The organism is Massilia oculi (assembly GCF_003143515.1).
GTDB lineage: Bacteria > Pseudomonadota > Gammaproteobacteria > Burkholderiales > Burkholderiaceae_D > Telluria > Telluria oculi.
This window is the reverse complement of sequence record NZ_CP029343.1, coordinates 4058231-4085124: the sequence shown is the minus strand read 5'-3', so window position 1 is coordinate 4085124 and position 26894 is coordinate 4058231. Positions and strand designations below refer to the sequence as shown.

The 26894-nt window shown below is 65.4% G+C and carries 15 protein-coding genes; 2 read left to right on the top strand and 13 right to left on the bottom strand.

Translation table 11 applies throughout. The annotated features are described in order from the left end of the window. Window positions 1-56: 56 nt before the first annotated feature. From DIR46_RS18450 to DIR46_RS18410, 9 genes are all read right to left on the bottom strand, one after another. A complete protein-coding gene (locus DIR46_RS18450) occupies window positions 57-1082 on the bottom strand; it encodes an alpha/beta fold hydrolase (protein WP_109346540.1) in 1026 nt (341 codons plus the stop codon). Between the two features lie 70 nt (window positions 1083-1152). Continuing rightward, window positions 1153-2964 (bottom strand): putative bifunctional diguanylate cyclase/phosphodiesterase, encoded by a 1812-nt coding sequence (locus tag DIR46_RS18445; protein WP_229446303.1) that lies wholly within the window; start codon window positions 2962-2964, stop codon window positions 1153-1155. Window positions 2965-3169: 205 nt separating this feature from the next. Then, window positions 3170-4852: an alpha-amylase family glycosyl hydrolase gene (locus tag DIR46_RS18440; protein WP_109346539.1), complete on the bottom strand. Its 1683-nt coding sequence runs from the start codon at window positions 4850-4852 to the stop codon at window positions 3170-3172. A gap of 27 nt (window positions 4853-4879) precedes the next feature. After that, complete coding sequence (locus tag DIR46_RS18435; protein ID WP_109346538.1) at window positions 4880-6511, bottom strand: alpha-D-glucose phosphate-specific phosphoglucomutase; 1632 nt, start codon at window positions 6509-6511, stop codon at window positions 4880-4882. Between the two features lie 147 nt (window positions 6512-6658). Further along, window positions 6659-7993, bottom strand: a complete 1335-nt coding sequence (locus DIR46_RS18430; RefSeq protein ID WP_109346537.1) for an MFS transporter — start codon at window positions 7991-7993, stop codon at window positions 6659-6661. A 282-nt stretch (window positions 7994-8275) separates the two neighbouring features. Further along, window positions 8276-10105, bottom strand: coding sequence for a DEAD/DEAH box helicase (locus DIR46_RS18425; RefSeq protein WP_109346536.1), 1830 nt, complete (start codon window positions 10103-10105; stop codon window positions 8276-8278). A gap of 214 nt (window positions 10106-10319) precedes the next feature. Then, window positions 10320-12989: a TonB-dependent receptor gene (locus DIR46_RS18420; protein WP_109346535.1), complete on the bottom strand. Its 2670-nt coding sequence runs from the start codon at window positions 12987-12989 to the stop codon at window positions 10320-10322. A 435-nt stretch (window positions 12990-13424) separates the two neighbouring features. Next, entirely contained in the window at window positions 13425-14936 is a 1512-nt protein-coding gene (locus DIR46_RS18415) for a tryptophan halogenase family protein (protein ID WP_109346534.1), read from the bottom strand. 200 nt (window positions 14937-15136) lie between these two features. Beyond that, window positions 15137-18016 carry a TonB-dependent receptor gene (locus tag DIR46_RS18410; RefSeq protein ID WP_109346533.1) on the bottom strand — a complete coding sequence of 960 codons (2880 nt, stop codon included), beginning with the start codon at window positions 18014-18016 and terminating at the stop codon, window positions 15137-15139. Window positions 18017-18457: 441 nt separating this feature from the next. Here DIR46_RS18410 and DIR46_RS18405 point away from each other — a divergent pair, with 441 nt between their 5' ends. Together DIR46_RS18405 and DIR46_RS18400 are read left to right on the top strand one after the other, a co-directional pair. Beyond that, entirely contained in the window at window positions 18458-20311 is a 1854-nt protein-coding gene (locus DIR46_RS18405; protein ID WP_109346532.1) for a glycoside hydrolase family 13 protein, read from the top strand. After that, window positions 20308-23238 (top strand): alpha-L-rhamnosidase-related protein, encoded by a 2931-nt coding sequence (locus DIR46_RS18400; protein ID WP_109346531.1) that lies wholly within the window; start codon window positions 20308-20310, stop codon window positions 23236-23238. The genes DIR46_RS18405 and DIR46_RS18400 overlap by 4 nt, the downstream gene beginning before the upstream one ends. A 1-nt stretch (window position 23239) precedes the next feature. Here the strand turns inward: DIR46_RS18400 and DIR46_RS18395 are convergent, their stop codons facing one another. The 4 genes from DIR46_RS18395 to DIR46_RS18380 all read right to left on the bottom strand — a co-directional run bounded on the left by DIR46_RS18395 (window position 23240) and on the right by DIR46_RS18380 (window position 26750). Next, the gene (locus DIR46_RS18395; protein ID WP_109346530.1) at window positions 23240-24226 is read right to left on the bottom strand and encodes a diacylglycerol/lipid kinase family protein; all 987 of its coding nucleotides are present in this window, start codon (window positions 24224-24226) and stop codon (window positions 23240-23242) included. A gap of 75 nt (window positions 24227-24301) precedes the next feature. Beyond that, on the bottom strand, window positions 24302-24817 hold the full coding sequence (locus DIR46_RS18390; RefSeq protein ID WP_229446302.1) for a GNAT family N-acetyltransferase: 516 nt from the start codon (window positions 24815-24817) through the stop codon (window positions 24302-24304). A gap of 36 nt (window positions 24818-24853) precedes the next feature. Next, on the bottom strand, window positions 24854-25381 hold the full coding sequence (locus tag DIR46_RS18385) for a GNAT family N-acetyltransferase (protein WP_109346528.1): 528 nt from the start codon (window positions 25379-25381) through the stop codon (window positions 24854-24856). A 64-nt stretch (window positions 25382-25445) separates the two neighbouring features. Further along, window positions 25446-26750, bottom strand: a complete 1305-nt coding sequence (locus DIR46_RS18380; RefSeq protein ID WP_109346527.1) for an amidohydrolase family protein — start codon at window positions 26748-26750, stop codon at window positions 25446-25448. Between the last annotated feature and the right edge of the window lie 144 nt (window positions 26751-26894).

Here is a 26894-nt window from a genome sequence, read left to right as displayed (position 1 = left end):
GAGAATGGGGCCGGCGGCCGCTCCCGCAGCGCCGGCCAGGCATGGTCAGGCGGCCGTCAGCGCACCAATCCTTCCACCAGCGCCTTGTGGAACTTCACCGGATCCTGCATCTGCGGCGCATGCCCCATCTCGGGGAAGGTCACCAGCGTCGAACCCGGAATCGCCTCCTTCGTCTTCTGCGCCAGCACCGTGTAGTTACCCAGCTTCGGACGGATCGCGGCCGGCGCCGCGTCCTTGCCGATCGCCGTCGTGTCCTTCAGTCCCATCAACAGGAAGGTCGGCACTTTGACGAGCGGGAACTCGTGGACCACCGGCTGCGTATAGATCATGTCGTAGATCAGCGCCGAATTCCAGGCCACGATTTCCTTGCCCTTGCCGCGGTACATACCGGCCAGCATCTGCACCCACACCTCGTACTCCGGCTTCCACTGGCCGTTGTAATAAGTGGTGCGCTCGTACTCGCGCACGCGTTCGGCCGAGGTCTTCAGCTCGCGCTCATACCATTTGTCCACGCCCAGCGACGGCACGCCGAGGTTTTTCCAGTCTTCCAGGCCGATCGGGTTGATCATCACCAGCTGGTCGGTCAGCTCCGGATACATCAGCGCATAGCGCGTGGCCAGCATGCCGCCGGTCGAGTGACCGATGACGATCGCCTTCTTCACGCCGATCGACTCGAGCAGCTTGCGGGTATTGTCGGCCAGTTGCTGGAAGCTGTACTGGTAGTGTTGCGGCTTGGTCGACTTGCAGAAGCCGACCTGGTCGGGCACCACGACACGGTAGCCGGCCTGGGTCAGGGCCTTGGTGGTGCCGTCCCAGGTCGCGCCGCAGAAGTTCTTGCCGTGCATGAGCACCACCGTGCGGCCGTTCGGCCTGGCCGGCTTGACGTCCATATAGGTCATCGAGAGATCGACGCCCTGCGACTTGAACCGGTATTGCTGCGTCGGTTCGGGGTACTTGAACTCTTCCAGCTCGGGACCATAGACCGGCTCGGACGCGGATTGGGCGAACGCCTGGACCGGCAGCAGCGCGAGGGCGAAACTCATTCCCGCGGCAGCGCGGGCAATGCGTGTAAAGACTGGCATGGCAATCTGTGCAAAGTCGACGGAGTCACCAGTCTAACCCGGATCGCCACTGATTCGATATGCAAGAAAGTCAGGCCAGCAAGGCGCGCATTGCGGGCACCGACAGCGGCGCCGCCTGCGCGTGCTGGAAGCGCTGCAGCACCTCCTCAATCGCCGGCGCCGGCTGCGCGCGGCTGAAATACCAGCCCTGCACGCAGTGCACGCCGCGCTCGGCCAGCCAGGACAGGTCGGCCTCGTCCTCCAACCCCTCGCACAGCAGCTCGGCGTCGAACACGGCGGCGATGCCCTGGATCAGGGCGAACACGCCGGCGGTGCGGGCGTCGCTCGCCACGCCGTGCACGAAGCGACGGTCGGCCTTGAGGCGGTCGAAGGGGAAGCTGTTGAGGGCATCGAGATTCGAATAGCCGGTGCCGAAGTCGTCGACCGCCACCCGCACCCCGAGCGCGCGCAGCGCCGACACGCGCTGGTGCAGCAGTTGCGGCGAATCGAGCAGCAGGCTTTCGGTGACCTCGAATTCGAGCAGATCGCCCGGCACGCCGGTCGCCTCGAGGATGTCGGCCAGGCGCGCGAAGATCTGGGAATGCATCAGCGAAGCGCGCGAAAAATTGAGCGCCACCGGCGGCACTACGCGGCCGCGCGCGCGCCATCCCATCAGGTCTTGGCAGACCAGGTCCAGCACGTGCATGTCGAGTTCGAAGATGCGGCCCGAGCTCTCGGCCTGCGGCACGAACATCGCCGGCCCCACCAGGCCATACACCGGATGGCGCCAGCGCACCAGCGCCTCCAGTCCGATCAGGCGCCCCTGGGCGACGTCGACCTGCGGCTGGTAATGCACTTCCAGGCGGCCGAAGCGCAGCGCGCCGCGGATCGCCTCGCGCAGCTCGTAGCGCAGGCGCGCGCGCGCCATCAGCGCCGCGTCGTACTCGTGCACCGCGCTCGCGCCCTGGTGCTGGCGGATCGTGGACGCCGCGATATCCGCGGTATCGAGCAGGCCGCCGGCGTCTTCCTCGCACGGAAGCGCCTGGCGTCGCAAGCCGATGCGCGCGTGCAGCGTGTGCATATTGCCCGGCTCGACCTCGAACGGCTGGTCGATGGCGGCGCACAGCCGCTGCACCCAGGCCGGCTCGTCCTGCGGCGGCGACAGCAGCGCGAACGCGAACTGGTCGGCGCCCAGGTGGCCGAACAGCGCGCCGTCGACCCAGCCTTCGAGACGCTTGCCCATCAGGCGCAGGATGCGGTCGCCCGTCTCGCGCCGGAACAGCTCGTTCACCTGGCGGAATCCGATCAGATCGACCAGGCCGACCGTGACCGTCTGCCCATCGCGGCCGGCCAGCAGGCGCTGCAACTGATGCAGGAATACCGCGCGGTTGAACATGCCGGTCACCGGATCGCAGTAGCGCAGCTCCAGCATGTCGACCACGATGCGGCCCATCAGCCGCAGCTGCTCGGCCTGGGCGGCGTCGAGGGTGCGCGGCACGGTGCTCATTACCCACAGATTGCCCAGCAGGTGCTCGCTCTCGCTGCGCAACGGCACGGCGGCGTAGTGGCGGTAGTGCGGCGCCCCGGCCACCAGCGGATTGGCGGCGAAGCGCGGATCGAAGCGGGCGTCTTCCACCTCGAACCAGTCGTTGCCGTCCGCGACCGCGCGATCACAGAAGGAACCGGCGCGCTGGACGTAACTTTCCCTGATGCCGATATGCGAAGGCAGCCATATCTGCGACTTGAACATCAGGCTGATGCCGCCGATGCCGGCGCCGGTGGCCTGCACCGCCAGCCGCGTGATGTAATCGAGCTTGGGATCGGGCGAAGCGGTCAGGCGGGCATGCGCATCGCCTGCCTGCGCCAGCCGACGCGCCGTGCCCCGTACCGGGCGGTAGCTCATTCCTGCTCTTGCATTGCTGCCCATGCTCGCTCCCCCTTCCGCGCCAGCGCACATCAGCGGCGCGCCACGGCCGCGCGCTCGGTCGGCGCGCGGTTCCGTAAAAATTGACTGTGTTGCCAGCTTAGCAGTCTTCGAACGCAGGCAGCGGCCGCGCGGCTGGGAATTCCGCGCGGCAGGATTCATGCAACAGGCATGGGTCGACTGCTCAATCCTGGGCGATCAGCGCCACCGGCGCGGCGGTGTCGAAGCGCACCTGGCCGCCCTTGACCACGGCGGTCTTGCCGGTGTACCAGTCACGCACCGTGGCGCCGTCGTGGAACACGCCGCCGACCTGGATCGTGGCCGGCTGGCCGCCCGGCAGGTCGAGCGCCACCACCACGCGGTCGCTCACGCCGCTGCGTTCCCAGGTGCGCTTGAAGGTGTAGGGGCTGTGGCTGATCATCTGGTGCACGCCGGCGCCGACGGCCGGGTGGGCGGCGCGGAAGCGTCCCAGGCGCGCCCAGTGCGCGCGGATGTCGGCCACACGGTGCATGCCGCGCCCGGCGTTCGTTTTCAGCTCGTCCCAGTTCATGAACGAGCGCAGGGTGGCGTCGCCCTCGGCGCCTTCGACGCGCAGGATGCGCGCGGTCTCGTCGCCGTAGTAGATCTGGGCGGCGCCCGGCGCCAGCAGCAGCTTGTTGGCCGATTCGAACGGGCGCTCGCGCAGCGGATCGAAGGGGCTGCCGTCGTCGTGCGAGCTGATGTAGTTCAGGACCGAATAACCCTTCATCTCGCCTTGCAGGATCTTCGAATAATCCGAGAAGATTTTTTCGTAGGGCTGCTTGGCGTCGCTGCGCAGGCTGAAGCTGATCATGCTGTCGAAGCCCTGGTCCAGGTAATCGACGAAGTCGCCGCCGCCCAGGTCGAACTTGCGCGCGTGCTTGATCTCGTAGTTGTAGACCTCGGACACCATCCAGAACTTGTCATCGCCCAGGCGCTGCTTCGGATTGGCGCGCTTCCAGTCTTCGAAGGCGAGGCTGGCTTCCTGCTTGAGTTCCTTCCACAGGCCAGGCTCGGTGTGCTTGACGGTGTCGGCGCGGAAGCCATCGATGCCGTACTTGCGCACCCAGTCCGCATGCCATTTCATCAGGTAGTAACGCGGCGCGCGCGGATAGCCGGTGCGCTTGAAGAAGTCGTCCAATTCCCTGACTTCGCGCTCGTAGCGCCCTTCCTTCTTCCATTTCGCCACCAGGTGCGGCGGCAGCTCGACGCTGGCATTGCTGCCGGTGAGGAAGTCCGGCAGGTTCGCCACCAGCGTGCAATCGATCGTGGTGCGCGCATCCTTGTAGGTGCACTGCGGACCGGTGCGCACCCACGATGCCGGCCACACCGGATCCTGCGGCGTGACCGGGCCGGTGTGGTTCATCACCACGTCGAACACGATGCGGATGCCGTTCGCGTGCGCCGTGTCGACCAGTTCCTTCAGTTCGGCCTCGGTGCCGAAGGCCGCGTCCAGCGCGGTGAAGTCCTTCGCCCAGTAGCCGTGGAAGCCATAGCTCTTGCCGGTGCCCTCGTCGGTCGAGCCGTGGATCTGCTCGACGACCGGCGTGAACCAGATCGCGTTCACGCCCAGGTCGGTGAAATACCCTTCCTTGATCTTCGCCGTGATGCCGGCGATGTCGCCGCCCATGAAGCCGCGCATGACTGCTGCGTCGTCCTTGCGGCCATACGCCTTGTCGTTGGCCGGATTGCCGTTGTTGAAGCGGTCCGTCAGCAGGAAGTAGACGGTCGCGTTTTCCCAGACGAAGGGTTTTCCGGCAGGCGCTTTCGTCTGTGCGGTGGCAGACGAGGCGGACGACAGCGCGCCGAAGGCGATCAACATGGAGGCGGCAAGGACGGGTAATTTCATGCGGTTTCCTGTGTGGTTGGTTGGGTGTCAGGTGATGACGGTGGGTTCGCCCCGGCCGGTACGCTGGCGCAGGCCCGATACGCTCTCGGCCACGCCGATCAGGCCCTGCAAGGCTTGCTGGGTGTCGAGGTCGTGGCGCGCCGGATCGGCCTCGAAGCGTTCAAGGTAGAGGCGGACGGTGGCGCCTTCGGTGCCGGTGCCGGACAGGCGCAGCACGATGCGCGAACCGTCGCTCATGATGATGCGGATGCCCTGCCTGCTGGCGACCGAGCCGTCGACCGGATCGGCATATTCGAAGTCGTCGGCCTGCGCCACGTGGTGGCCGTCGAGCGTCTGGCCCGCCAGCTCGGGAAGGCGCGCGCGCAGCGCGTCCATCATGGCGGCTGCTGTCGAGGCGTCGACCGCCTCGTAATCGTGGCGCGAATAATAGTTACGGCCGAAGCGGGCCCAGTGCGCGCGCAGGATCTCCCCGACCGACTGGCGGCGGGCGGCCAGCAGGTTAAGCCAGAACAGCACGGCCCACAGGCCATCCTTCTCGCGGATGTGGATGGAGCCGGTGCCGTAGCTTTCCTCGCCGCACAGGGTGGCCAGGTTGGCGTCCATCAGGTTGCCGAAGTACTTCCAGCCGGTGGGCGTCTCGAAGCAGGAGATGCCGAGCGCCTCGGCCACGCGGTCGGCCGCTTGTGACGTCGGCATCGAGCGGGCGATGCCGGTGATGCCGTTCGCGTAGCCCGGCGCCACGGTGGCGTTGGCGGCGATGATGGCCAGGCTGTCCGACGGCGTGACGGCGATGCCGCGGCCCACGATCATGTTGCGGTCGCCGTCGCCGTCCGAGGCGGCGCCGAAGTCCGGCGCATCCGGCGCCGCCATCGCCGCGATCAGGTCGGCCGCATTGACCGGGTTCGGATCGGGATGTCCGCCACCGAAGTCTTCGAGCGGATGGCCGTTGACCACGGTGCCGGCGGGGGCGCCCAGCAGGTCTTCGAGTACCGCCTTTGCGTATGGTCCCGAGACCGCGTGCATGGCGTCGAAGCGCATCCGGAAGCCGCTCGCGAACAGCGCGCGGATCGCATCGAAGTCGAACAGGCGCGCCATCAGCCCGGCGTAGTCGGCCACCGGGTCGATGACCTCGATCGCCATGTCCTCGATGCGGGTCGTGCCCAGCCGGTCGAGGTCGACCGGCGGCGCATCGCTGATGCGGTAGGCGCCCAGCGTCCTTGTCTGTTCGTAGACGGCGTCGGTGAACTTCTCGGGAGCCGGGCCGCCGTTCTCGATGTTGTACTTGATGCCGAAGTCGCCATCCGGGCCTCCCGGGTTGTGGCTGGCCGACAGCACGATGCCGCCATGGCAGGCGTGCTTGCGGATCACGCAGCTCACGGCCGGCGTCGACAGGATGCCGCCACGGCCCACCAGCACCTTCTGGACGCCGTGCGCGGCGGCCATGCGCAGGATGGTCTGGATCGCCTCGCGGTTGAAATAGCGGCCGTCGCCACCCACCACCAGATGACGGCACTTGCCCTCGCCCAGGGTCAGGAAGATGGATTCGACAAAATTCTCGAGGTAGCCGGGCTGCTGGAACTCGAACACCTTCTTGCGCAGGCCCGAGGTGCCGGGACGCTGCCCGGCGAACGGGGTGGCCGCGACGGTCTGGATGGTCATGCTGTGCTCCTGTCTGGGTAAGTTTGCGCTCACATAGGCACCCCAGGCCGGATCTGGCCGGGGCGAATATGTTAGTAAAACATTACGATACGACAGCCGCAAAAATGACGGCGCGCGTGGGCGGGTTGTGAGCGCAATCCGCGCGGATCAAGCCTTGGAGACCGGCGCCGCCTTGTCGGTGACGAACAGGGTCAGCACCGCCGCGACCAGCATGCAGCCGCCGCCCAGCATCAGGGTCAGCACCGCGTGGCCGCCGAACAGGTACTTGGTGGCGCTGCCCAGCAGCAGGCCGCTGACGATCTGCGGGATCACGACGAAGAAGTTGAACAGACCCATGAAGTAACCCATCCGCTTGGCCGGCAGGGAGCCGGCCAGGATCGCGTACGGCATGGTCAGGATCGAGGCCCAGGCGATGCCGATGCCGATCATCGGCAGCACCAGCGTTTCTTTATCGGTGATCAGGAAGACGCTGGCCAGCGACAGGCCGCCGATGACCAGGCAGGTCGCGTGCACGATCTTGCGCGAGGTCATGCGGGCGAACACCGGCAGGATGAAGGCGGCCAGCGCGGACACGCCGCTGTACACGGCGAACATGATGCCGACCCAGTTGCCGGCGTCCTGGTAGGCGGCCGACTGGGCGTCGACCGTGCCGTAGACGTTGTCGGCGATCGCGGTGCCGGTATAGATCCACATCGCGAACAGCGCGATCCAGGTGAAGAACTGCACGAAGGCCAGCTGCACCATGGTGCGCGGCATCTTGCCGAAGCCGCCCAGGATCTCGACGAACATCGTTCCCACGCCGCGCGAAGCCTTGCGCTCCTTGTGGAAGGCTTCCAGGTCGGGTGGCGGCAGCTCGTCGGCGAACAGCACGGTCCAGCTCACGGCCAGGAAGAATACCAGGCCGCCGGCGTAGAACGAGTAGCGCACGGTGTCCGGGATCGTGCCGCCGACGGCGGCGTTCGAGACACCCATGCTTTCGAAGAAGGTCGGCAGGAGCGAGGCGATGACGGCGCCGCAGCCGATGAAGAAGGTCTGCATCGCGTAGCCGGCGGTCTGCTGGGCCGGATCGAGCTTGTCGCCCACGAAGGCGCGGAACGGCTCCATCGACACGTTGATGGCCGCGTCCAGCATCCACAGCACGGCGACCGCCATCCACAGCGCGGTGGAGTTAGGCATCAGGAACAGCGCGATCGCGGCCAGTACCGCGCCGACGAAGAAGAAGGGACGGCGGCGGCCCCATTTCGGGTGCCAGGTATTGTCGCTCAGGTAGCCGATGATGGGCTGGACCAGGAGACCGGTGACCGGCGCGGCCAGCCAGTACAGGGCCAGGTTGTCCGGATCGGCGCCGAGGGTGGCGAAGATGCGGCTGGTATTGGCGTTCTGCAGCGCGAAGCCGAACTGGATGCCGAAGAAACCGAAGCTCATGTTCCACAGCTGCCAGAACGACAGGCGCGGCTTCCCCACGGTCGATTGCATATCCATTGTGTGTCCCCAATCTGGCCCGGCTGGCGGGCTTCTCTCTTGTGTGAGTGCACGGCCGCTCGCTGAAGAGCATGCCGTCGGTGCCTTGTGCAGGATGCGGTGCAGGACCGGAAGGGACGAAAAAAGACGACTACAGTCCGGCCAGCGTATCTGTAGCAAAATAACATGGTGGTTTCTGAGTGTCAATCGTGGCGTTCCCATAGCGGGAACGCCACGACGACTCAGGGTGAATACTCGATTTTGTAGTCAAACAACAGCGAGAGCCATTGTTTGACCTGAAAATTATGCCTGACCCTTGCGGTGCGGCTTCTTGCCGGCCGGCTTTTCGCCGAGGCGACGCTCGACGCCCTTGGCGGCATACGGCTTCTTGGCCGGCGGCGTGGCCGGGGTGTCGCCGTCACGCGTAATGGCCAGCTGGCGGCCCGCGACCCAGATCGTCTTCAGGTGCTCGACCAGGTCCTTCGGCATGTCGTCCGGCAGGTCGAGGGTACTGTAGTCGTCATAGATCTCGATGCGGCCGATATGCTTGGACGGGATGTTGGCTTCGTTGGCGATCGCGCCGACGATATTGCCCGGCTTGGCGCCATGGGCAAAGCCGACTTCGATGCGGAAGGTCGCCATGCCCGGTTCGGGATCGCGCATCACGCGCTCTTTCTTGAAGCCCGGTTCGCGCGCCGGACGGGCTGGACGCTCTTCCCAGTCGCCACGCGGTGCGCGCGGCGCGCGCTCCTGGGCGCCGCCACCGAACTCGCGCTGCGACGGCACGAACTCGGGACGCGCTTCGCGATCGGGCTTTTGCAGGAGCAGCGGCTCGTCGCCGCGCGCCAGCTTGGCCAGCGCGGCGGCGATATCGATCGCCGGCACGTTGTCGTCGCGCTCGATGTCTTCGATCAGCGAACGGAACACTTCCAGGCCGCCTTCGGCCAGGGCCGTGCGGATCTGGTCCTTGAAGCGGGTAATGCGCACTTCGTTGACCACCTTGATGGTCGGCAGTTCGAGCGGCGCGACCGGCTGGCGGGTGGCGCGCTCGATGGCCTTAAGCAGGCCACGCTCGCGCGGGGTGATGAACAGGATCGCGTCGCCGCTGCGCCCTGCCCGGCCGGTGCGGCCGATGCGGTGGGTGTAGCTCTCGGGATCGGACGGCACGTCGTAGTTGATCACGTGGCTGATGCGCTCGACGTCGAGGCCGCGCGCGGCGACGTCGGTCGCCACCAGGATGTCGATCTTGCCGTTCTTGAGCTGCTCGATGGTGCGCTCGCGCTGTTGCTGGGCCATGTCGCCATTGATGGCGGTGGCCGCGAAGCCGCGCGCCTGCAGTTTGGTCGCCAGCTCTTCGGTGCCCAGCTTGGTGCGCGCGAAGATGATCATGCCGTCGAACGGCTCGGCTTCGAGGATACGGGTCAGCGCGTCGAGCTTGTGCATCCCGGCCACCAGCCAGTAGCGCTGCTTGATATTGTCGGCGGTGCCGGTCTTGGCGGCCACGGTCACTTCGGCCGGATCGCGCAGATAGGTCTTGGCGATGCGCTTGATCGCCGGCGGCATGGTGGCCGAGAACAGCGTGGTCTGGCGGCCTTCCGGGGTTTGCTGCAGGATCTGCTCGACATCGTCGATGAAGCCCATGCGCAGCATTTCGTCGGCTTCGTCCAGCACCAGGGTGGTCAGCTGCGACAGGTCGAGCGAGCCCTTCTCGATGTGGTCGATGACGCGGCCCGGGGTGCCGACCACCACGTGCACGCCGCGGCGCAGGCTCGACAGTTGTGGGCCATAGCTCTGGCCGCCGTAGATGGGCAGCACGTGGAAGCCCTTGATATGGGCGGCATAGCTCTGGAAGGCTTCGGCGACCTGGATCGCCAGTTCACGCGTCGGCGCCAGCACCAGCGCTTGCGGCGCCGTTTTCTTGACGTCGATATTCGACAGGATCGGCAGCGCGAAGGCCGCGGTCTTGCCGGTCCCGGTCTGGGCCTGCCCCAACACGTCGCGCCCTTCCAGCAGCAAAGGAATGGTGGCAGCCTGGATCGGCGACGGCGTTTCGTAGCCGACGTCTTTCAATGCTTTCAGGACAGGCGCCGAAAGATTGAGGTCGGAAAACGATGGGATTGGGGTGTCAGACATAAAGAAGTTGCTCTTAAATAAGTAGAAACGAAAGCGATAGTTTACACCGTCGCCCCGCGCAAAGCGCTAAATAGGACGATGCATGGACTAAACAGGCGTGGATTATGGGGCCAAAACCACAAAATCCGAAAAAACAAAAAGCCCCTGCAAGCAACACCTGCAAGGGCTGGCAGCTGCCGCGGTCTGGCGGCGTGCCCATATTGAACCGCGATACTTACAGCTTGTAGTTCAGGCCGAGCAGCATCTGGCGGCCATACTTGCTGTAGCCGCGCGGACGGTCTTCGGTGCCGGCGTAGCTGCGGAAGGCGGTGTCGGTCAGGTTATTCACCTGGAACAGCACCGACAGGCCCTCGATCTGCTTGAAGTCGTAACCCAGCTGCAGGTCGACCACTTTATCAGCTTTCACGTAGGTCAGCTCGGTCGCACCGCCGATGCCGCCGATTTCACCCACGAAGTCGCTGCGGTAGCGCTGGCTGACGCGGGCCGAGAAACCGTCCTTCTCGTAGTAGGCGGTGACGTTGAACACGCGCTTGGACAGGCCCGGCAGCGGGATGTTGACGCCGCTGAAGCGCTGGTCGAGGATCGTGATCTGGCTGTTGGTGAACGAGGCATTGGCGGTGACGCCGAAACCGTCGAGCATCGGATGCAGCATGTCGAGCGGCGCCGAGACGGCGAACTCGAGGCCGCGGATGCTGCCGCCCTCGCCGTTGCGCGGCTGGGTCAGCGTGCCGATGTTCGTGGTGGCGCCTTCCAGGCGATACTCCGAGAAGTCGCGCGGCATGGTCACAGTATAGATGTACGAGGACAGATCCTTGTAGAAGCCGGCGGCCGAGATATAGCCCTTGTTGCCGAAATATTTTTCGTACGACAAGTCAGCCTGCTTGGCGCGCCATGGATCGAGCTGGGCGTTGCCGCCGTTGCCCCATGGGGTGCCGGTGGTCTGCGCGGTCAGGCCCACTTCCAAGGCGGCGTTCAGCTGGTTCAGCTTGGCGCGCGCCATGGTCTTGCCGGCGCCGAAGCGGATGAACTGCTGGTCGGGCAGGCTCCAGGCCAGGTTCAGGCTCGGCAGGTAGTCGGTGTACTTCTTGCCGTCGGTCAGCGGCACCAGGTCGGCGAACGGCCAGGCGCGCAGCGTGTTCGCGGTCGAGCTCTGGTCGGTCTCGATCACCTGGATGCCGATATTGCCGCGCAGCGGCATTGCCATCAGTTCGGTGTCGATGTTCAGCTTGGCGTAGCCGGTCTTGACCTTCTCTTCGATCGACCAGTTCTTGGTCGCGCCCCACGGCACCAGGATCGCCGGGGTGAATGGACCGAAGTTATTCGCCAGCACGGCGTCGATGTCCCAGCTCAGCGAGTTCTGGAGCGCATACAGGCCCTGCGAACCGTTGAGCACGTTAGGTGCGAAGGTGCCGTCGCCAAGCTTCGAGAAGCCGGTCTCCAGGTGTTCCTTGTCCTTCTCGCGCTTGGAGTGGTTGTAGCCCACTTCCAGGCTGCTGAACGGACCGTCGGCGAACTTGCGCTCGACGCTGACGCGCAGCGCGGTCATCTTGTCGGTCATGTTCGGGGCGTTGACGTAGCCTTCGCCGAACTGGCCGCCGATGGCGATCTGCGACGGGTCGTCGTAGACGCCCGACAGCGACAGTTGCGGGATGGTGCCGCCGTTGTAGCTGTAGCCCAGGGTCTGGCGCGCGGCGCGGCCGGCGTTGATCTCGACCAGCTGCTCCTTGTGGTCGGCCTTGGAACGGCTGATGTCGATGACGCCGACCCAGTCGCCGTTGCTGTAGCGGTTGTTCCAGCCGAAGGCGGTCAGCTTGTCGTCGCGCGTCATGCGGTTGTTGCGCACCACCGGATTGACGTTGTTGGCGGTGCCGGCGATCGCGGTGCCGTTGACCACGGTGGCGTTCGAGAAGCGCACTTCGCCGTCGTCCTTCAGCGGCATCTCGATGCCGCGGCGGATTTCTTCCTGGTCGAAGCGCGAGTGATAGACGTCGAAGGTCGAGCTGAAGTTACGGTTCGGACGCCATTCGAGCACGCCCATCAGGCCGTCGCGCACCTGGTCGCCGGTGATGGCCATCGACTTCATGCCCTTCGGCACCTTGACGGTCGTGCCCGGCACTACATTGGTGTCGTCCACCCAGTCCCAGGTCTCGAACTGCTGGTGCACGTTCGGCTTGTCCTGGCGCGCATAGCCGATCGCCACGCCGAGCGTGCGGTCGGCGAACTGGTCGATGTAGGAAGCGCTGATGCGGCTGCCGGTGTCCGGCGAGCCGGCGCTGACCGAGCCCTTCGAATTCTTTTCGCCACGCACGTTGACGCTGATGGCGCGCTCGCGCAGCGACAGCGGCTTGATGGTCTGCAGGTCGACCGTGCCCGACAGGCCCTGGCCGATCACGCTGGCGTCGCCGGTCTTGTACACGGTGACGGCGTTGATCAGTTCCGATGGGTACTGGTCGTATTCGACGGTGCGGTCCGAGCTGGTGGTGACCTGCTCGCGGCCGTTGAGCAGCGCGGTCGACAGGTCGCCCGAGGTGCCGCGGATGCTGATCGACTGGGCCTGGCCGTTGACGCGCTGGGCCGACAGGCCCGGCAGGCGAGCCAGCGACTCGGCGATCGACACGTCCGGCAGCTTGCCGATGTCTTCCGAGGAGATGGCTTCGACGATGCCGGTCGATTCGCGCTTGACGGCGATCGCATCTTCGATCGCGCGGCGGATGCCGGTCACGGTCACGGTGGTCACCGGCGCGTCCGGATTCAGGGTGGCGGCTTCACCCGTGCTGGCGGTCTGCGCCTGGGCGCTGCCGGCCAGGACCGTGACAAGGATGGCGCAGCCGGCGGCAACCGGGCTCAGCTGGAATGCGGCACGCTTGGTGGCGATGTTTTTCATGTGTCCCCTCAGATAGAACGATATGGTCCCGACGTCACCTGCTCAGACCGGGATCGGCTTTTTTGCGACAAAATCAACGTTGGTCGGAATTTTGTATTAAAACTAGATGCACTGTCAACGGGAGTTATTTAGAGCAACGATTCGGCGATGGATTTCGCTAATACATTGTAATTTAACGGTTTTTTCGTTGTTTAAGAGAGACAAGGCAATACAGCGCCTCTGTAGTCGGGCTACAAATGCTCTAAAAACCGGCACGTCCTTACTGAAATGCACCATCGTGGTGCGCTTCCTGTAGTAAATCATTCAGATCGATGACAACGGGGCCGGCAGACTGAAAATTTGCTACATCGATAAGTTGAGCGGACTGATGCGGCCATACAACAGACGAAAAAAAGCCGCCTCATGGGCGGCCGTGCGGCGGAGTTGGCGAGGCGGCTAGGATTTCCTGGCGGCGCAATGCTTCGCAATGTAATCGTCATGCGACGGCATCACGTCCACGCATTTGCGAATCACGTCGCGCACGCTGGCCATGTAGTCGGCGATATCCGCCTCGGACTGGGTGTCTGCCAGCGGGTGGTAGCCGTCGATCGGCATGTTCTGCCCTTCGAACACCTGCAGCCAGCCCACTTCCGAGAACAGCTCGTTATCGACCCGCACCACCTTGCCGCGCGACTTGTACAGGTCCATCTTCTGGCGCAAGGTCTCCGGGATCGCCATGTTCGCGCATTCGGTCCAGTAGGCCGAGTCGGTGCGCTGGTTCAGGTGGTAGTGCAGGATGATGAAGTCGCGCACGCGCTCGTACTCGAAACGCGACTGGCGGTTGAACTCGATGCGGTCGACGTCGCTGAAGCGGCGGTCCGGGAACAGCTCGACCAGGCGCGCGATGCCCGACTGGATCAGGTGGATGCTGGTCGACTCGAGCGGCTCCAGGAAGCCGCCCGACAGCCCGAGCGCCACCACGTTGCGGTTCCAGGCCTGCTTGCGCATCCCGGTCTGGAACTTGATCAGGCGCGGCTCGGCCAGCGCGCGGCCGTCGAGATTGGCCAGCAGCGTGGCCGCCGCCTCGTCGTCGCTGATGAAGCGGCTGCAATAGACGTGGCCGTTGCCGGTGCGGTGCTGCAGCGGGATGCGCCACTGCCAGCCCGATTTGTGCGCGGTGGCGCGGGTGAACGGCGTGATCGCCGGCGCCGACTCGCAGGGCACGGCCAGCGCGCGGTCGGCCGGCAGCCAGCCGGTCCAGTCCTCGTAGCCGGTCTCGAGCGCCCCCTCGATCAGCAAGCCCCGGAAACCCGAGCAGTCGATGAACAACTCGCCTTCGATGCGCTGGCCGCTTTCGAGTTCGACCGCATCGACGAAGCCGTCCGGCTCGCGCAGGGTGGCGCGCGCGATCTTGCCCTCGATGCGCGTGACGCCGCGCGCCTCGGACAGTTTTCTCAGGTATTTCGCGTACAGGCTGGCGTCGAAGTGATAGGCGTAGGCGATGTCGGCCAGCGGCGAATTGGGTACGTCCGTGCGCGCCGGCATGAACTTGCCGGCCTTGGCCGCCATGCGCGTGATCGAATATTCCTCGAGCGGCGCGGCCAAGCCTAGCCCCCGCATCTTGTGCCAGTACTGCTCGAACGGCACGGTGGCCAGGTCCTGGCCCATGCGGCCGAAGCCGTGCATATAGCGCTCGCCCAGCTTGCCCCAGTTGACGAACTCGATGCCCAGCTTGAAGCTGCCCATCGTCTCGCGCATGAACTCGTTCTCGTCGATGCCGACCACGCGGTTGAAGCGCTGGATCATCGGGATCGTCGCCTCGCCCACGCCGACGATGCCGATCTCGTCCGACTCGACCAGCCGGATATTGTAGCGGCCGTTCAGCATGCTCGAGAGCGCCGCCGCCGTCATCCAGCCGGCGGTGCCGCCGCCGACGATCACGATGTCCCTGATTGCCTGGTTTTCCATATTATCTATTCCTGCCGTCTCTTCCAAGAAAAACAACCCCCGGGGCCGAAGGCCGCGAGGGTTGCATTGTAGTCCTGCCCGCCTTAGAACCTATCCCGGCAGGTGAGAGTCGTTCCTGCCGCGCCTGGCAAACGTGCGCTGTGCTGCTCACGCTCGCCATGCATCGGCATGAACTTCCTCCCACCTACCGGCACAGGTTCTCAGAACTTGTAGTTGGCGCCGAACTGGTAGGTGCGGCCGTACTCGACGCGGCGAGTGACCGAATCGCGGTTCTCCGTGTATTCCTGGTACGGCGCGTTGTTCCAGTTGTTGGCCTGGGCGAACACCGACAGCCCCTTGGCGAAGCCCTTCTGGATCTCGTACGACACCTGGAAATCGACGATGGTCTCGCCCTTGACGAAGGTGTACTGCAGCGTGTCCGAGAAGTCCGGCGACTGGCCCAGGAAGTCCGAACGCTTGCGCGCCGCGGCGGCGACCTGGAAGCCGTTCTTTTCGTAGTACAGGCGCAGGTTGCTGACCTTGCGCGACAGGCCCGGCAGCGGGATCGACTGCGCCGGCACCTGCACGTTGCCGAAGCCCAGGGCCGGCAGGTCGATCTTCGAGCGGGTATCCGAGTGGTTGGCCAGGATGCCGAAGCCGTCCAGCCACGAGCTCACCATTTCCAGCGGAATGTTCACCGCCAGCTCGTAGCCACGGATGCTGCCGCCCTCGCCGTTCTCAGGACGGTTCAGCACGCCGATGGTCGAACCGGCGAATGGACCGGTGGTCGGCAGCGGGGTGGTCGACGTGACCCATGGCGCGAAGTCGTATTCGGCCGGGGTGCGCAGGATGAAGCTGTCGAGCTTCTTGTAGAAGCCGGCGACGCTGACGTAGCCCTTCTTGCCGAAGTATTTTTCGTACGACAGGTCGAACGACTTGGCCTTGAACGGTTCCAGCATCGGGTTGCCGCCGCCGCCGCTCAGGAAGGGATTGGCCACGCCGGTGTTGACGCTGAAGCCGAGACCGCCGCGCAGGTCGTCCAGGGTCGGACGCGACAGCACTTGCGCCACGCCCATGCGCAGCAGCTGATCGTTCTTCAGGTCGAACGACAGGTTCAGGCTCGGCAGCACGTCCCAGTAGTCGTGCTCGCCGACGGCGCGCACGACCGGGCAGGTGTCGGCGGTCTCGCCGGTGCAGTTGCCGCTGTTGTAGCCGCCGCCCATCTGCTTGGTGTGCACGAACTGGGTGCCGACGTTGCCGCGGTATTCCAGGCCGAACAGTTCGCCGTTCAGGTTACCCATGACATAGGCGGTCTGCACGGTTTCCTTGACGTCCCACATCTTGGTGAGGATGTCGGCATTGACCTTCGGCGCCAGCTCGTACACGGTGCCCAGCGAGCCGAGCGGGTTCCAGGTGGCGATCGGGATGCCGGTGGTGCCGGCGGTGTTCGCGGACGCGCCTGGCATCGGCACGGCGCCGAAGCGGTCGCCGCCGATGATCATCAGGCGACCCTCGTCGCCCGAACGGGTCTTTTCGCGGTCGGTGTAGTTGTAGCCGAACTGGATCGCCGAGACCGGGCCCCACTCGAGGTCGCGCTTGGCGTTCAGGCGGATCGATTTCAGCTTGTCGTCGATGTAGGGCTGGGCCAGGTAGCCGGCCTGGGCCAGCGGATTGTCGGCCGTACCCGACCAGCCGTTGACGTCGGTCAGCCGCGCGACGTTCGGATCGGCGTAGTTCAGGCCGGTACGCCACGCGATGTCGGTGAAGTTGCCGCCGTTGAAACCGGTCCACGAGATCGTGTCCAGGTTGGCCGCATTGCCCGGCAGGCCGGCGGTGGTCTCGTAGCGCGAGCTCAGCTTGGTCGCCTTGGACCAGGTGATGTCGGCGCTGGTGTCCCACTCGCCCACGCGCAGCTCGTTCTTCCAGCCGACGGTCTTGAGGTCGTCCTCGGCCGCTTCGATGTGGTTGCGCACCACGGCCTTGTAATTGGTCAGGGTGCCGCTGGTGGCCACGCCGTTCTGCACCACGACGTTCTGCAGCACGCCGGCCGGGTCGTACAGGCCCGAGGTGTTGGCGCCGACCGCGCCCTCCAGGCCGCTGCGCTTGAAGCCGGTTTCGCCGGCCGAATAGAACAGGTCGACCGTCGAGCGGAAGTTGCGGTTCGGACGCCATTGCAGCGAGGCGAAGGCGCCGTCGCGGTTGTGGTAGCCGGTTTCGGTGTCGGCGGTGAAGCCCAGCGGCACGCGCACGTTCTGGCCGTTGTACGGCAGCTCGGCCACGCTGCCGCCCCAGGCGTCGTACTTGCGCTGCTCGCCGCCGGTCTCGTCGTACGAGGTCAGGCCGACCGCCACGCCGATCGTGCGGTTGGCGAACTGGTCGATGTACGACAGCGAGAAGCGGTCGCCGTCGCCTTCTTCGGCGGTGCGCACGCCCAGGCGGCTCTTCTTGTAGTTGACGGCGATGACGCGCTTGCCGAAGTCGAGCGGCTGCACGGTCTTGAGGTCGATGGTCGCGGCCAGGCCCTGGCCGATCACGCTCGCGTCCGGCGTCTTGTAGATCACCACGCCGCCCATCAGCTCGGACGGGAACAGGTCGAATTCAGGATTGCGGGCGTTGCCGGTCGAGGCCATCTCGCGGCCGTTGAGCAGGGTGCCGTTGAAGCTCGGCGACAAGCCGCGCACCGAGATTTCGGAAGCGCGTCCCGAGCCGCGGCTGCGCTGGGCGGTCACGCCCGGCAGGCGCGCGATCGATTCGGCCACCGAGGAATCGGGCAGCTTGCCGATGTCTTCGGCCGAAATCGCTTCGACGATGGAATTGGAATTGCGCTTGACCGAGATCGCCGCCTCGATGCCCTGGCGGATGCCGGTCACGGTGACGGTGGAGACGCTCGGCGTCGGCGCCGGGGTGGCGATGACTTCGCTGGTGGCGGCGGCGGTCGGGGTATTCGGTGCGACGGCGGTCTGCTCTTCGCTGCCCGATGCCTGCGCGAAGGCCTGGCCAGCCAGCGCCGACAGCAGGACGGCGCAGCCCGCGGCGAACGGGTTCAACGGGAATGCGGTACGCGCCGGCTTGCCGGCGCGCCTGGTGGCGGTAGCTTTCATGTGTCTCCTCGGTGAAAGGCGATTACCTGCGGCGCGGCGTTGCCGCTGCCGGGGTCATTGCCTCGACAATTTTTATCAGCTTCGACAGAACGCCTGTACTAAAACTAGATGTTGCAATCGAAAAACTGTGTGTATCGACAATAATGGCAGGTTTCGTAAAAAACAGTATCGCGCGCGTTGTAGCTGAGCTACAGAAATGTGCATATTCGTCCACGTGGTAAGGAATTTCGTGCCGTTTCTGAAGGAAACCTTAAGATTCAGCGATGAATTGTCCGTGTAGTTCCACTAGAGACGGTCGAGGTGTATTGATTGTTAGCGCCCGTTTTCTTTGGTACTCTTTCGCCAACACAACAACACTTCGCGTCCTATCCGTATTCATCCTGCATGGATTTGTAGTCTTACTACCTGAGCAGGTGACAACGGCAGCGGCGCCCAATAATCATGAGACAACTCCTCGCCAGCATCGTGCTTGGCGGCGCTTCGCTCGCCGTCCACGCCCAGACTCCCGACATCGCCCGCATGGAGCCGCCGTTCTGGTGGGCCGGCATGCAGCACGCCCAGGTGCAGTTGATGGTGTATGGCGACAAGATCGCCGATCTGGACCCGTCGCTGGCGTATCCGGGCGTGCGCATCGCCTCGGTGACCCGCACCCCGAACCGCAACTACCTGTTCATCGACCTGGCGCTCGACCCGAAGGTCAAGCCCGGCAGCTTCGACATCGCCTTCAAGGGCGCCAACCGCACGGCCAGCTATACCTATCGCCTGCTGGAACGCGAAGCCGGTTCCGCCGAGCGCCAGGGCTTTTCCAGCAAGGATGCGATCTACCAGATCATGCCGGACCGCTTCGCCAACGGCGACCCGTCCAACGACAGCGTCGAGGGCATGCCCGATAAACTCGACCGCAAGGGCGGCCTGGGCCGCCACGGCGGCGACATCAAGGGCATCATCGACCGCCTCGACTACGTCGCCGGCATGGGCTTCACCCAGCTGTGGCCGACGCCTCTCGTCGAAAACAATATGCCGGGCTACTCCTACCACGGCTACGCGGCCACCGACCTGTACAAGATCGACCCGCGCTACGGCAGCAACGAGGACTTCAGGCGCCTGTCGCAGGAAGCGAAGAAGCACGGCATCGGCATCATCCAGGACGTCGTGCTGTCGCACATCGGCAGCCAGCACTGGTGGATGAAGGACTTGCCGGCGCCGGACTGGATCAACTACAACGACAAGTTCGTGCCGACCCAGCACTACCACACGGCGGTGCAGGACCCATATGGCTCCAAGGAAGACGCCGACAACTTCACGCGCGGCTGGTTCGTCAAGAGCATGCCCGACATGAACCAGTCCAATCCGCAGGTAGCGAACTACCTCATCCAGAACAACATCTGGTGGATCGAGTATGCGGGCCTGTCCGGGCTGCGGATCGACACCTTCGGCTATTCCGACAAGGCCTTCCTGGGCGAATACACGAAGCGCCTGATGGCCGAATACCCGAACCTGAACCTGGTCGGCGAAGAATGGAGCACCAAGGTGCCGGTGGTGGCCTACTGGCAGCGCGGCAAGCAGAACTTCGACGGCTTCCAGGCCTACACGCCAAGCCTGATGGACTTCCCGGTGGCCGAGGCGATGCGCCGCGCGCTGGCCGATAAAAAAGGCGGCAACGTCTTCACCGACGTCTACGAGACGCTGTCGCTCGACTACCTGTATCCCGAGCCGGGCAACCTGGTTCTGTTCGCCGACAACCACGACATGTCGCGCATCTACAGCGAAGTGGGCGAAGACTTCGACAAGTACCGCATGGCCATGATCTTCATGATGACGGCGCCGCGCATCCCGCAGTTCTACACGGGCGACGAGATCCTGATGACCAGCGCCGTCGGCGAGCGCAACGACGCCACCTACCGCACCCCGTTCCCGGGCGGCTGGGCCGGCGACAAGGTCGATGCGTTTGCGGGCGGCGGACTCACGACCAGGCAGCGCAATGCACAGGACTTCGTGCGCAAGCTGGCCAACTGGCGCAAGGGCCAGTCGGTCATCCACAACGGCAAGATGATGCATTACGGCCCGCAGGACAACACCTGGGTCTACTTCCGCTACAACGACGACAAGAAGGTGCTGGTCGCGTTTAACAACAACGGCAAGGAAAAGGCGCTCGACGTCGACCGCTTCCGCGAGATGCTTTCCGGCGTGGCCGGCGGCACCGACGCGCTGACCGGCAAGACCTATGACTTGCGCGAGAAGTTGACGCTTCCCGCACGCGCCGCCATCGTCCTCGAGCTGGACGCGCCACGATGAAGCGCCATGCCATCGCCCTGGCCGCCCTGCTCTCCTGCGGGTCTGTCCTCGCCCAGAACGTCGACGGCCTGTACGTGCGCGGCGCCTTCAATGGCTGGGGCACCGCCAGTCCGCTGGCGGCCAGGGGCGATGGCATCTACCAGGCCGACGTCGAGGTCATGCCCGGCAACCACGCCTTCAAGCTGGGGACCAGCGACTGGGGCGCCGAGTGGGTGATCGACCCGGACAAGAGCACGAGCGTCAAACCGGAAACCGATTACCGCCTGGAGCGGCAGTCCGGTCCCGAGACCTTCCTGTTCGTGCGCCAGCCCGGCACCTACCGCTTCACGATCGATGCGCGCGATCCTGCAAAGCCCGTGCTCAAGGTGACGCGCATCGCCGACACCCAGCGTGGCGCCGGCCCCGATCCGCATGCCGGCCACGCGGCCCAGGCAACCCAGCAATGGCCGACCTGGGACGGCAAGGTGGAAACCGTGCGCTACTCGACGCCGGATGCGAACGCGCGGCTGCGCCACTACGTCCAGTCGAGCACCATGCTGCTGCGCGACCCCGGTCCGCAGCACGTCGACTACGCCGAAGAAGAAGGCCTGCCGCGCGTACGCAGCGGCAACCTGGCCTTCGATGCCCTGTTCGCCATGGCGGGCCGCGAGATGCGCCAGAACTCCGTCAGCCAGATCAACGACGGCAACTACAACGGCGGCAATGCGATCGACTGCGCGTGCTTCGCCACCGGCGAGAAATGGGCCTATGTCTGGACCCGCGACCTGTCGTACGCGGCCGACCTGGGCCTGGCCCTGCTCGACCCGCAACGGGTGCGCAATTCACTGGATTTCAAGCTCTCGGGCTGGCGGCCTGGCATCACCGCCGCCCCGCAGATCCCGGGCACGCCGGACGGCCTGCAGATCGTGCAGGACACCGGCAGCGGCGGCAGCTGGCCGGTCAGCACCGACCGACTGACCTGGGCCCTGGCGCTTGATGCAACGCTGCGCACCCTGCCCGCTTCCGAACGCACGCCGTTCGCCGCGCGCGCCTTGAAGGCGCTGTCGAACACGATCGAGATCGACCGCGTGGCGGCCTTCGATCCAGTGTCCGGCCTGTACACGGGCGAGGAATCCTTCCTCGACTGGCGCGACCAGACCTATGCCGCCTGGATCCCGGGCGACCTGGCCTCGATGGCCAGCTCGAAAGCGCTGTCGACCAACGTCGTCTACTACCAGGCCCTGAATCTTGCGGCCAAGCTGGCGCGCGAGCACAACGATGACGACAAGGCTCGGCGCTACGCGCGCTGGGCCGCGGAACTGAAACAGGCGATCAACGCGCGCCTGTGGTTGAAGGAAGAAGGCATGTACAGCAGCCTCACCGCCGGCCACCTGGACGACGCGCCGCTGCACAAGTTCGACTGGCTGGGCCAGGCGCTGGCCATCGTCAGCGGCGTGGCCGACGAGAGCCAGGCGCGCTCGATCCTGGCGCGTTATCCGCATGGCCCGCTGGGCGCGCCGATGATCTGGCCGCAGCAGATCGGGGCGCCGGTCTATCACAACCGTTCGAGCTGGCCGTTCGTGACCGCCTACGGCCTGCGCGCAGCAAGCCGGGGCAAGAACACGGCGGTGGCCGACGCGGCCTACGCTGGACTGATGCGCGGCGCGGCGGTGAACCTGTCGAATATGGAGAACCTCGAGTGGCTGTCCGGCCAGCCGCTGCTGCTCGACGAGAACAATCCGGGCTTGAGCGGTCCGGTGATCAACTCGCGCCGCCAGCTATGGTCGGTGGGCGGCTATCTCGGCATGGTGGTCAGGAATGTGTTCGGCGTGGAGACGCTGGACGACGGCATCGCGCTGCGTCCGTTCATCACGTCGACACTGCGCCGCGAAACCTTCGGCGCCACGAACGAGATCGCGCTGCACGACCTGCGCCTGCACGGCAAGCGCATCGACGTCCGCCTGAAGCTGCCTGCCGTGAGCGAGAAGGATGGCTATTACGCCGTCGAGCGCATCGTCCTGAACGGGAAGCGGGTCGGCGACACCATCCGCCTGAGCGACCTGGCCGACGGCAACCGCATCGAGATCACGCTCGGCAAGCTGGTGGCCGGCCAGCAGGACATCCGCCGCGTCAACGCCAATCCCTATGAGGAAGCGAGCGCCGTCTTCGGCCCGCGCGAGCCGACCATCGACAGCCTGGCGCGCGCAGCCTCGGGCCCCGTCACCTTGCAGATCGGCGCCAACGGCAATGCCGCCAACGTGAGCTACCGCGTCTACCGCGACGGCAAGCTGGTGGCCGACAAGCTGCCGGCCGGGGCCTGGGTCGATCGCGAGGCCGGCGCCGCCTCCTGCTATGCGGTCGAGGCGCTGTACACCGATAGCGGCAACGCCAGCCACCACAGCCAGCCGCGCTGCGTCGACGTGGGCATCGAGATTCCCGTGACCGATGCGCGTGTTCACGCGAACCTGAAGGCGACGGCCCCCGACGCGCGCTTCACCCAGCCGCACCTGAAGAACTGGGGCAAGCCGGGCGACCGCTTTGCCGTCGATGGCATCCGCATCGAGCGGGCGGGCGATTACCGGATCCAGGTGCGCTACCACAACGGCGCCAACCAGGTGAACCTGGGCATCAGCGGCGGCGTCAAATGGCTGGCGTTGAAGGATGGCAGCGGCCGTGTCGTGGCCCAGGGCGTGATCCAGCTGCCGCATGCGCCGCTGCTGCAGAAGGACACGCCGAGCGTGTATTCGACGCCGCTGGCGGCGCGCATCGAGGTGGGCGACGAGGTGGGCAACGAGGTGGGCAACGAGGTGGGCAACTACCGTCTCGAAATGACGGACTTCTACAATATGAGTTATCTCGACAGTAACCGCAGCTTCACCGGCGCCGGCGGCGCCGCGCCGTCGAACCGGTTCGACATTTATGGCGTGCGGTTGTTGCGGGTGAAATAAGTCAGGCCGTTTCGAGCGTGCCCTTGACGGGACGCGGTGTGCCGCGCCCCTTCCCGGACACCAGCAGCTTGAGCCGCCCTTCGAGCACCCGGAATTCGAAGGGCGTCGCCATCTTGCTCACCTCGCCGTCAGCCGCCACCTTCAGACGCTTGCGTCCATAGAGCGACGGCGTGCGCACCGTCATGCTCTTGAACGCGAAGGCGATCACGTCGTCGCCCGCGCCGAGCTTGCCGAAAGCGCCGCGGATCAGCAGCCCCAGCAGCCCGAGCTTGCCCATCGGCTTGGGCGCCAGCGCCACCAGCTGCCCCTCTTCCACCGCCTCGGTCAGGTCTTCCATGCCGACCTGCTCCATCTGCAGACGATTGTTACCCACGAACAAGGTCGTGGTGCGCAGACGTTTTTCCTTGCCATCGAGTTCGAGCGTGATGCGCAGGTGGCGGTGGGGCCGCAGCGCCATCTTGATCGCCGACAGGAAGGCCACGACGCGGCTGCGGCCATATTCGCGCTTGTCGTGCTCGCGCTCCTCGAGCAGCGCCGGATACAGGCCCACGCTGGCATTGACCAAAAAGATCTTGTTGTTGAGCATGCCGATCTGTACCGGCCTCACCTCGGCACGCAGCATCGCGTACACCGCCTCGGCCAGGTCTTCCGGGATGCCGTGGGTGCGGCCGAAGTAATTGAAGGTACCCTGCGGCAGTACGCCGAACAGGCAGCCGGCCAGCACCGCCTGGTGCGCGACCGTGTTGATGGTGCCGTCGCCGCCGGCCGCGACCAGCACGCCATTGCTGGCGACCGCCTTGCCGGCCATCTCGCGCGCGATGTCTTCCAGCCGATCAGGCTTGTCGACCACCTCCAGGTGGCAGACCCGGCCCGACCTGTCCATGACCTCGCGGATCGTCGAGATGCGCTCTTCGGTCTCGGAATGCCCGGAACCGGCATTCAAGACAATGTAGAAATGGGCGTCTGGCGGCAGCTCGTCGGGTGGCATCGGTGTCGTTTCGGTCAGCAGGCGTTGGGGATGGCGCCATCGTACCACCGTCAATACCCGCACAAGGTGCGCTACTCAACCTTCGAGGTCGGCCAGGTAGACGTCGACCTCCGGCTGGCCTGGGGCCAGGCAGGCGCGGCGTTCCAGGCGCAGTCCCAGGCGCCGCAGGAGCGCGATCGAGGCCGCGTTGCCGGGAGAGACGATCGCCGCCAGGCGCCGGATGCCCATCCGCGCCGCAAGGCGCACCACCGCCTGCCCCGCCTCGAAGGCGTAGCCGCATCCGCGGTAGTCGGGCAGGAAGGCATAGCCGATGTCGACGTGCTCCAGGGTATCTCGCTTGACCAGGCCACTCAAGCCGATCGGAGCGCCATCCGCCAGCCGCTCGACCAGGTACAGCGAATGGCCGTGTTTCTCCTGCATGGCGATCGGTCCCTCGCGCAGGCCGCTGCGCGCGGCGTCGACGCTGCGCAGCTTGCGGTCGCCGATATGCTCGATGAAGGCGGGGTCGTTCGCCAGCGCCAGGTAGAACGGGGCGTCGTCCTCGGTGACGAGGCGCAGGCGCAGGCGGTCGGTGGTGAGGATCTCGGTCATGGCCGGGATCATATCGCGCTTATGCGGTCGTTTTCACTACTCGTCCGCGGTCGGCCAGTGGTCGGGGTCTTGCAGCAGCTGGTACATCACATAGGCGTCGACATAGCCCAGGCGCTTGTGGCGGAAGGCCTTGGGCAGCGTGCCGACGATGGAAAAGCCCAGTTTCTTCCACAGCCCGATGGCGGCGGCATTGGTGCTGACCACGTGGTTGAACTGCATCGCCAGGAAGCCCAGGCTGCGCGCTTCGACCAGGCTGTGTTCGCCCATCAGGCGGCCGATGCCCGCGCCTTGCGCCGACTGGCTGACCATATAGGACGCGTTGGCCACGTGGTGGCCGCGTCCGGCCTGGTTCGGCACCAGCCGGTACATGCCCAGCACGCGCCCCGCCGGGCTCACGGCGACGAAGCTGTGCACGCCCTGGCCCAGCCAGTAATGATGGCCGGCCTCGCGCGACGTCGCGGTAGTGAAGACATAGGTTTCACCGGCCACCACGTGGGCACAAAAAATGGTCCAGATCGCCTCGAAGTCGGCTTCAACGGCGGGACGGATTTCAATATCTCTCACAACAATCAGTATGCAAATGCCAGAACCCGGCGGTCAGTTATTTTGCCTGAAAACTCACAAATAATCACGGAGCGTCCTGGTTTGCCAGATTGTTGCCCTGAGGCAGCCGGAAGTCGACGCCATCGGGGCGCCCGTCGAGATAGAGGCGGCTGGCGGCAGGCGGCGCCTCGGCCACCACCCGGCCGCGCCGCAGCACGACGCGGCGCGCCGCACGCAGGCGGATCGCCTCGACCGGCGAGCTTGCGTCGAGGATCACCAGGTCGGCATGGCAGCCTGGCGCCAGGCCATAGCCTTCGAGGCCGAGGATGCGCGCGGGCGTCGCGGTGATCGCCTCGAAGCAGGCCTGCATCGCCTCCAGCCCGGTCATCTGCGCCACGTGCAGGCCCATGTGCGCCACTTCGAGCATGTCGCCCGAGCCCATGCCGTACCAGGGGTCGAGCACGCAGTCATGGCCGAAGGCGACATCGACGCCGGCCGCCATCAGCTCGGGTACCCGGGTCATGCCGCGCCGCTTGGGATAGGTATCGTGGCGGCCCTGCAGGGTGATGTTGATCAGCGGGTTCGCGATCGCCGCCACCCCGCTTTCCGCGATCAGCGGCAGCAGCTTGCTCACGTAATAATTGTCCATCGAGTGCATCGAGGTCAGGTGCGAGCCGGCCACCCTGCCCTGCAGGCCGAGGCGCTGGGCCTCGTGCGCCAGCGTCTCGATATGGCGCGACAGCGGGTCGTCGCTCTCGTCGCAGTGCATGTCCACGCGCAGGCCGCGTTCGGCCGCGAACTCGCACAGCAGTCGCACCGACTCGGCCCCTTGCGCCATGGTGCGCTCGAAATGGGGTATGCCGCCGACCACGTCCACGCCCATGCTGATCGCGCGCTTCAGGTTGTCGAAGGCGGTCGGGCTGCGCAGCAGGCCATCCTGTGGAAATGCCACCAGCTGCAGGTCGAGATACGGCGCCACCCGGCGCTTGACTTCCAGCAGGGCTTCCACCGCCAGCAGGCGGTCGTCGCAGACGTCGACGTGGCTGCGGATCGCCAGCAGGCCGCGCGCCACCGCCCAGTCGCAATAGCGCAGCGCGCGCTCGACCAGGGCGTCCTGGGTCAGCGCCGGCTTCAGCTCGCCCCACAGCGCGATACCTTCGAGCAAGGTGCCGCTGCGGTTCACGCGCGGCAAGCCGTAGCTGAGCACCGCATCCATATGGAAATGGGCGTCGACAAAGGGTGGGCTGACCAGGTCGCCGGCGGCGTCGATCTCGCGTGCGCCCCGGGCGGGCAGCCGCGGTGCGAGGACGGCGATGCGCCCGTTGGCGATGCCGATGTCGATGCCTTGCCGGCCGTCGGGCAGCGTCGCATTGCGAATCACGAGGTCCATGTCATCTCCTGTTGATCGGCAAATTGTAGCAATTCAGGAACATGGTCTTTGAGAAAAATCAAACAATGCTGCGATGCAATATTACCCTTGATAAATAAGCTATCTTTGTGCGTTGCAACACCCGCAAATCGTGGGTACACTGGC

Excerpts from the sequence above, each read along its gene's own strand:
- DIR46_RS18450 (WP_109346540.1), bottom strand. The coding sequence starts at position 1,082 with ATGCCAGTCTTTACACGCATTGCCCGCGCTGCCGCGGGAATGAGTTTC.
- DIR46_RS18445 (WP_229446303.1), bottom strand. The coding sequence starts at position 2,964 with ATGAGCTACCGCCCGGTACGGGGCACGGCGCGTCGGCTGGCGCAGGCA.
- DIR46_RS18440 (WP_109346539.1), bottom strand. The coding sequence starts at position 4,852 with ATGAAATTACCCGTCCTTGCCGCCTCCATGTTGATCGCCTTCGGCGCG.
- DIR46_RS18435 (WP_109346538.1), bottom strand. The coding sequence starts at position 6,511 with ATGACCATCCAGACCGTCGCGGCCACCCCGTTCGCCGGGCAGCGTCCC.
- DIR46_RS18430 (WP_109346537.1), bottom strand. The coding sequence starts at position 7,993 with ATGGATATGCAATCGACCGTGGGGAAGCCGCGCCTGTCGTTCTGGCAG.
- DIR46_RS18425 (WP_109346536.1), bottom strand. The coding sequence starts at position 10,105 with ATGTCTGACACCCCAATCCCATCGTTTTCCGACCTCAATCTTTCGGCG.
- DIR46_RS18420 (WP_109346535.1), bottom strand. The coding sequence starts at position 12,989 with ATGAAAAACATCGCCACCAAGCGTGCCGCATTCCAGCTGAGCCCGGTT.
- DIR46_RS18415 (WP_109346534.1), bottom strand. The coding sequence starts at position 14,936 with ATGGAAAACCAGGCAATCAGGGACATCGTGATCGTCGGCGGCGGCACC.
- DIR46_RS18410 (WP_109346533.1), bottom strand. The coding sequence starts at position 18,016 with ATGAAAGCTACCGCCACCAGGCGCGCCGGCAAGCCGGCGCGTACCGCA.
- DIR46_RS18405 (WP_109346532.1), top strand. The coding sequence starts at position 18,458 with ATGAGACAACTCCTCGCCAGCATCGTGCTTGGCGGCGCTTCGCTCGCC.
- DIR46_RS18400 (WP_109346531.1), top strand. The coding sequence starts at position 20,308 with ATGAAGCGCCATGCCATCGCCCTGGCCGCCCTGCTCTCCTGCGGGTCT.
- DIR46_RS18395 (WP_109346530.1), bottom strand. The coding sequence starts at position 24,226 with ATGCCACCCGACGAGCTGCCGCCAGACGCCCATTTCTACATTGTCTTG.
- DIR46_RS18390 (WP_229446302.1), bottom strand. The coding sequence starts at position 24,817 with ATGACCGAGATCCTCACCACCGACCGCCTGCGCCTGCGCCTCGTCACC.
- DIR46_RS18380 (WP_109346527.1), bottom strand. The coding sequence starts at position 26,750 with ATGGACCTCGTGATTCGCAATGCGACGCTGCCCGACGGCCGGCAAGGC.